General features: G+C 43.9%; 6 protein-coding genes. 5 read left to right on the forward strand and 1 reads right to left on the reverse strand.

What is annotated here, in order from left to right; all coding sequences use genetic code 11:
* The 5 genes from RT269_RS27485 to RT269_RS27505 all read left to right on the forward strand — a co-directional run.
* On the forward strand, window positions 1–939 hold a 939-nt coding region (locus RT269_RS27485), incomplete at its 5' end, for a helix-turn-helix domain-containing protein (RefSeq protein WP_313187487.1).
* A 149-nt stretch (window positions 940–1088) separates the two neighbouring features.
* On the forward strand, window positions 1089–1406 hold the full coding sequence (locus RT269_RS27490) for a hypothetical protein (RefSeq protein WP_313187489.1): 318 nt from the start codon (window positions 1089–1091) through the stop codon (window positions 1404–1406).
* A 259-nt stretch (window positions 1407–1665) separates the two neighbouring features.
* Window positions 1666–3405, forward strand: coding sequence for an ABC transporter ATP-binding protein (locus RT269_RS27495; RefSeq protein ID WP_313187491.1), 1740 nt, complete (start codon window positions 1666–1668; stop codon window positions 3403–3405).
* A gap of 13 nt (window positions 3406–3418) precedes the next feature.
* On the forward strand, window positions 3419–5149 hold the full coding sequence (locus tag RT269_RS27500) for an ABC transporter ATP-binding protein (RefSeq protein WP_313187493.1): 1731 nt from the start codon (window positions 3419–3421) through the stop codon (window positions 5147–5149).
* A 16-nt stretch (window positions 5150–5165) separates the two neighbouring features.
* Window positions 5166–5558, forward strand: coding sequence for a metal-dependent transcriptional regulator (locus tag RT269_RS27505; RefSeq protein ID WP_313187494.1), 393 nt, complete (start codon window positions 5166–5168; stop codon window positions 5556–5558).
* 132 nt (window positions 5559–5690) lie between these two features.
* Here the strand turns inward: RT269_RS27505 and RT269_RS27510 are convergent, their stop codons facing one another.
* A complete protein-coding gene (locus RT269_RS27510; RefSeq protein WP_313187496.1) occupies window positions 5691–6089 on the reverse strand; it encodes a MerR family transcriptional regulator in 399 nt (132 codons plus the stop codon).
* Between the last annotated feature and the right edge of the window lie 178 nt (window positions 6090–6267).

The raw sequence follows: 6267 nt of genomic DNA on the forward strand, positions 1-6267 counted from the left end.
CCGGAGGTGCAAAAGACAGCAAGTGAAGCAGGCTGTTCGATATACAAGATGCAAAACGAAACTGGAGAGGGAGTTATTACCCGGTATCAAATCTTACCTGGCATTGAACTGTTTTATAATGATTTTCATATGCGGGATGGGCAAAATAAGAATAAGCTTCCCCATCCGGATGTATTTGAGATCAATCATTGCAGGGAAGGCCGGTTTGAGTGCGTGTTTGGTAATGGTGACTGCCAATATGTAGGAGCCGGCGATCTTTCGATTAATCGGCTTACCAATGAAACCACGTCGACAACGTTCCCTTTATCCCACTATCATGGAATTTCCATTACGATTGAATTGAATGAGGCAGCGGCAACAATGAAGCTGGTTGAACAAGTGTTGGGCGGGCTGAATCTTGATTTGTGCCAGATAACAGAGCGTCTTTGCAGAAAAGATACTTGCTTTGTCCTGCGGGGGCATAGCAATATTGAACATATTTTTTCTGAGCTGTATAAGGTTACCCCCAAAATGGCAGCACGCTATTTAAAAGTGAAAGTATTAGAATTGTTCATGTTCCTGAATGATGTCCAGATTGACGAATATCCGGAAGAACGGCGGTACTTTTCAAAAAATCAGGTTCAGGTGATCAAGCAGATGCAGAAATACATGACTGCTGACTTACAAATGCATCATACGCTGCAGGAGCTGTCAAAAAAATTTGATATTCCTCTTACATCAATGAAAATGTGTTTTAAGGGGATTTACGGCTCTTCCATTTATTCTTATATGAAATCCTACCGTATGCAGGCAGCCAAACTTTTACTGAGGGATACAACCGCAAGCATAACAGAGATCGCCATGAAAATGGGGTATGATAACCCAAGTAAGTTTTCTGAGGTTTTTAAAAAGGAATTTGGGGAACTGCCATCCGAATTTAGAAAGACGTTGTCCAAATAGAGGGGATTTGGTCTTTTCAGAGTAGTGGAAAAGAATAGAATAAGATATACTGCCAACTGTGTGGGCAGATGATTATGGAGCGCTGCAAGGCGCTCTTTTTTCGGGATTTAAGTTAGTTGTGCCTAACTAAAACAAAGGAGTGGAAGTGCATGAAACAGGATATGAGAAAATACATCCTGAGAAAATTGATTGAGCTAATAATTACTTTGCTGTTTGTAACACTGCTTTCGTTTCTCCTGATGCGGTTGTCTGCTGTAGATCCGGCTACCTCATATGCAAAACGAATGATTGGAAATCCAACACCGGAACAGATTGAAAAAATCCGGGTACAGTTAGGATTTGACAAGCCTCTGCTGGTGCAGTATGGGCGCTGGGCAGCAGATCTGCTCCATTCCTTCCTTTTATTTGGCCACTGTGTATCTGGACTATTTTGCAGTCCAAAAATCGCTGATTTCTGTGGCGGGTAATACGACCTTTCTAAGCTATCTCTCACCCGCAATTTGTATTGGTGTTTTTGGGGCATCTTTTTATACACCGATGCTGATAGATGCCCTGGAGCATGAAAGCAATGTGCAGCCTGCCCAGTAAGACAGAAAATCCATTGTCCAAATGGGGGAGTTACCACCTTATCAGAGTAGCGGGAATAGACTGAAACACTATAATAGAGGTTGGTTCGTTAGATGAAGCTAACCAACCTCTATCTTTATAGCAAAGGAGTAAAATACAATGGATAAAGAACAAAGTCCTATGTCCAGACTGTTGGAATTTGCAGCACCATACAAGAGTAAGTATGTTCTTTCAGTCATTTTAGGGATCCTGGGTGTTGCCGCAGGATTCGTACCGTTTTATGCTGTTTCTCAAATCACGCTGCTGCTGATGAAAGGGGAAACCTCTGTTTCTGCCTATATGGGGTGGTGCGTGACAGCCGGTATCGGTTTTCTGGCGAAAGTTTGCTTTTCCAATCTTTCCACCTATGTTTCCCATACCGCAACCTTTGAAACTCTGGCCGGAATCCGCCTTAGACTTGCAGACAAACTCACCAGGGTCCCCATGGGCTATATGATGAATACCCCTTCCGGTCAGCTTAAAAACATTTTGGTAGACCGGGTGGAAGGGATGGAGACGACTCTTGCCCATCTGATTCCTGAACTGACAGCAAATCTTTGTGTTCCTGTCTGTATTTTGATTTATCTGTTATTCCTTGACTGGAGAATGGCACTTGCTTCTCTGGTGACATTCCCCATTGGAATGCTCTGTTATAAGGGAATGGCAAAGGGCTATGAGGAAAAATTCCAGGGACTTATGATCCGTGGCCGCAAGATGTCCAATACGGTTGTGGAATACATTGGAGGAATCGAAGTTATTAAAGCCTTCAATCAATCCGCTGATTCCTATCAGAAATACTCTGATGCCGTACAGGACAATGCTGCTTATGCTGTAAACTGGATGAAAAGTGTCCAGCTCTATAAGTCTATGCTGTTTACAATCTGGCCAAGCGTATTAGTCAGCGTTCTTCCCATCGGCTGCATCCTGTACCGAAACGGAAGTCTTAGGATTCCGGTCTTTGTCACCTGTATGATCCTGTCACTGGGGATTATTACCCCAATCCTTAATGCAATGAATTTTACTGACAGCATAGCTCAGATGAAATCTGTGGTAGGAGAAATCTGTTCCGTTTTGGACGAAAAAGAATTGGAGAGGCCTGCAGGGCCTGTCACGATTCATTCCTCAGATATCTCAATGGAAAATGTCAGTTTTACCTATGAGGAAGGAACTTCTCTTCTTGAGGAGGTGAATCTGTTGATCCCGGAAAAGACCATTACTGCATTTGTCGGCCCAAGCGGAGGCGGAAAATCTACCATTACAAAACTGATCGCCGGTTTTTGGGATGTGACATCGGGAGCAGTCAGGATTGACGGCATCGACATCCGTAAAATACCTTTGGAGCAGTTAATGGATCAGATTGCCTATATTTCCCAGGACAATTATCTGTTTGATGAAACGGTTCTTGAAAATATCCGTATGGGCAGACCTTCTGCAACCGATGAAGAGGTGTATCAGGCAGCGAAGGATTGCGGCTGTTATGAGTTTATCCTGAAGCTGGAAAAGGGCTTCCAGACGGTTGTGGGCGGCTCCGGAGGCCATCTTTCCGGCGGTGAGTGCCAGAGAATCGCCATTGCCAGGGCTGTCTTAAAAAATGCCCCTATCGTCATTCTGGACGAAGCCACTGCCTACATTGATGCCGAGAATGAAGCGCTGATCCAGGAGGCTATGGCAAAGGTCATTGCCGGGAAAACAGTACTTATGATAGCACACCGGTTATCGACGATCACCGATGCGGACAAAATTGTAGTGGTAAAGAATGGACACATTGAAGCGGAAGGCACTCATGAAGAGCTGCTTGCATCCTGTGCCTTGTATCAGAAAATGTGGAGAGCGCATATGGATACTAAGGATGCCGCATAAGGAGGTGTAAAAAATGGTGAGTACCTTAAGAAAAATATATCGCTTCTCCGGCAGAATGCAGGGAACCATGAAAACAGCAATCCTGTTCTCTGTGCTTCATTCCATCTTTGATATGATGGCTTTTGCAGCCCTTGCCCTGGTTTTTTCCGGCATAATCGATGGATTCGAGACAGCTGGAATCTGGCAGATATTCGGCATTGCCTTTGCCGGCATGATTTTAAAAATCTGCTGCAGCTATATGACGGATTTTAATAAAGTAAAGATCGGCTACTTTATGTGTGCGGAAAAACGCATTCACATTGGAGGCCGCATGAAATATATGCCTATGGGCTATTTCAGCGACCATAATCTCGGCAGCCTCACCTCTGCAGTTACCACGACGATGGGAGATATTGAAAACAACGCATCTATGGTACTGACAAACATTTTGGGAGGTTATATTCACGCTGGGGTCATCACACTCGTCATGCTCTGTATTGACTGGCGGATCGGACTGACGATTTTCTGCGGCATCCTGTTATTTACTTATTGCATCAGCAGCCTGCAAAAGAAATCGGAAAAGGTTTCACCGGAACGGCAGTCTGCACAGGAAGCACTTGTTTCCAATGTGCTGGAATATGTACAGGGAATGCTCATCGTAAAATCCTTTAACCTGGGGCGTGACTCCAACAGCAAGATGAAGCATGCAATTGTGGAGAGCAAAAATAAAAATCTGAAGCTGGAGCATTTATTCATTCCTTATACGGTTTTGCAGCAGATCATCCTTTATGGAACCAGCGTCATCGTGATTGTGGAGGCCTTGCTTTTCTACCTGAATGGTTCCATGAGCCTGCCGATGTGCCTGCTGATGGCAGTGGCCTCTTTTATGCTTTTCGGTCAGCTCCAGTCGGCCGGCAATACCTCTTCCCTGCTTCGCCTTTTGGATGCATCCATGGATAAGGTAGAGGAAATTAATAAAACACCTGTGATGGATGAACAGGGGAAACCCCAGAAGCCTGCTGACTTTGATATTGTCTTTGAGGATGTATCGTTCTCTTATGGAAATCATAAGATCCTGGATCATGTGAACCTGTTGATTCCTCAAAAGAAAACAACAGCCATCGTGGGGCCCTCCGGGTCAGGCAAAAGCACCCTCTGTAATCTGATTGCCCGTTTTTGGGATGTGGACAGCGGAAGAATTACAATTGGAGGCATTGATGTCAGAGACTATACCTTGGACAGCCTGTTGACCAATATCAGCGAGGTATTCCAAAAAGTATATCTGTTTGCCGATACCATAGAGAATAACATTAAGTTCGGCAGGCCGGATGTTTCTCATAGGGAAGTGGTACTTGCCGCAAAAAAGGCTTGCTGCCATGATTTCATTATGAGCCTGCCAAACGGATACAAAACCGTGATCGGAGAAGGCGGTGCTACATTGTCAGGCGGGGAAAAGCAGCGGATCTCCATTGCACGCGCCATTTTGAAAGATGCTCCCATCATCATTTTGGATGAGGCTACTTCCAGTGTTGATCCGGAGAATGAGAGCCTGTTGATGAATGCAATTGCAGAATTGACGAAAAACAAAACGGTTATTATGATCGCTCACCGCTTAAAGACAGTTCAAAGAGCTGACCAGATCCTTGTTTTAGCCAATGGGCATATCGTGCAGAAGGGCGCTCATGAAGAACTTGTGAAACAGGAAGGGATCTATGCCGATTTCATTGGTATACGGAAAAAAGCGATCGGCTGGAAATTAAAATAAGTCAGGAGGAGAAAATATGCCGCTTTATGCATCAGGTGAGGACTATCTGGAAGCAATTCTTGTGTTAAAGAAGCAAACCGGCGAGGTACGCTCCGTCGATCTTGCCCGATACATGGGATATTCGAAGCCAAGCATCAGTCACGCTGTCGCCATGCTGAAAAAAGGTGGTTTTCTGGATATCGATAAGGACGGGTGCCTTCTTTTGACTGATTCAGGGCAGGAGATTGCAGAAAAGATTTATGAACGTCATTGCTTTTTTAAAAATCAGCTTGTAACGGCGGGAATAGACCCTCAAACTGCAGATAAAGAGGCCTGCCAAATGGAACATATCATAAGCGATGAAACTTTTCAAAAAATCAAAAAGCATTTATGCCAAAAAAATAAAGAGGATAGCCATCACCGGGCGTAAAGCTGAGAATCTAAGATGTTTATCTGCTATGCGAATCTATGTACAAGACTTAAAGAGCCTGTCCCATATATAAACGGACAGGCTCTTGTCATAAACAGGTTTTGGCTTTTGGTTTTGAGCGGGCCGCTGCACCTAGGTTTCTGAATTTTGATGGGATCCGCCATGGTTGCACTCATTATACTGCTTTGTATAATGGTTGATTTTATGAGATACCTTTTCAAGATGCTTGTTCATTTCCTGAATCTGAGCTTCCACATTCTTCTTATGTTCGATCAATATATCGCACCGCTGCTTGAGGGTCTCTCTGCCTTCCGCACTTAATTCCACAAATTCCTTGATTTGTTTTAAGGACATGCCCGTATTCTTAAGACAGCAGATCAATCCCAGCCATTCCAAATCATCTTCGGTATAACTTCGGATGCCGCTTTTGCTTCTGTTGATATTGAACAAAAGACCTTCTTTTTCATAGTAACGCAGTACGTGTGCGCTTAGGTTTGTACGTTCCGATACCTGTTTGATTGTGTAACCCATATAGATTTCCTCCCTTTGTAATGGAATTGTTTATTGTTATTCAAAAAAAATAAGCATCAGAGTTAATTCCTGAAAAAGTAGCCGGGAACTCCTGCTTTTCATGGTTAGCCTTTTCATTTGAGATCGTTAAGTAAAAAGGTAACTTCATGATTTCGAATAAGCCTTGATTTTGCTGGAC

The sequence above is a fragment of the Lacrimispora sp. genome, assembly GCF_032078915.1.
Classification (GTDB): Bacteria; Bacillota; Clostridia; order Lachnospirales; family Lachnospiraceae; genus Lacrimispora.

What these genes read in the sequence shown, in the direction of transcription:
- RT269_RS27490 (WP_313187489.1), top strand. Translation starts at nt 1,089, where the DNA reads ATGAAACAGGATATGAGAAAATACATCCTGAGAAAATTGATTGAGCTA.
- RT269_RS27495 (WP_313187491.1), top strand. Translation starts at nt 1,666, where the DNA reads ATGGATAAAGAACAAAGTCCTATGTCCAGACTGTTGGAATTTGCAGCA.
- RT269_RS27500 (WP_313187493.1), top strand. Translation starts at nt 3,419, where the DNA reads ATGGTGAGTACCTTAAGAAAAATATATCGCTTCTCCGGCAGAATGCAG.
- RT269_RS27505 (WP_313187494.1), top strand. Translation starts at nt 5,166, where the DNA reads ATGCCGCTTTATGCATCAGGTGAGGACTATCTGGAAGCAATTCTTGTG.
- RT269_RS27510 (WP_313187496.1), bottom strand. Translation starts at nt 6,089, where the DNA reads ATGGGTTACACAATCAAACAGGTATCGGAACGTACAAACCTAAGCGCA.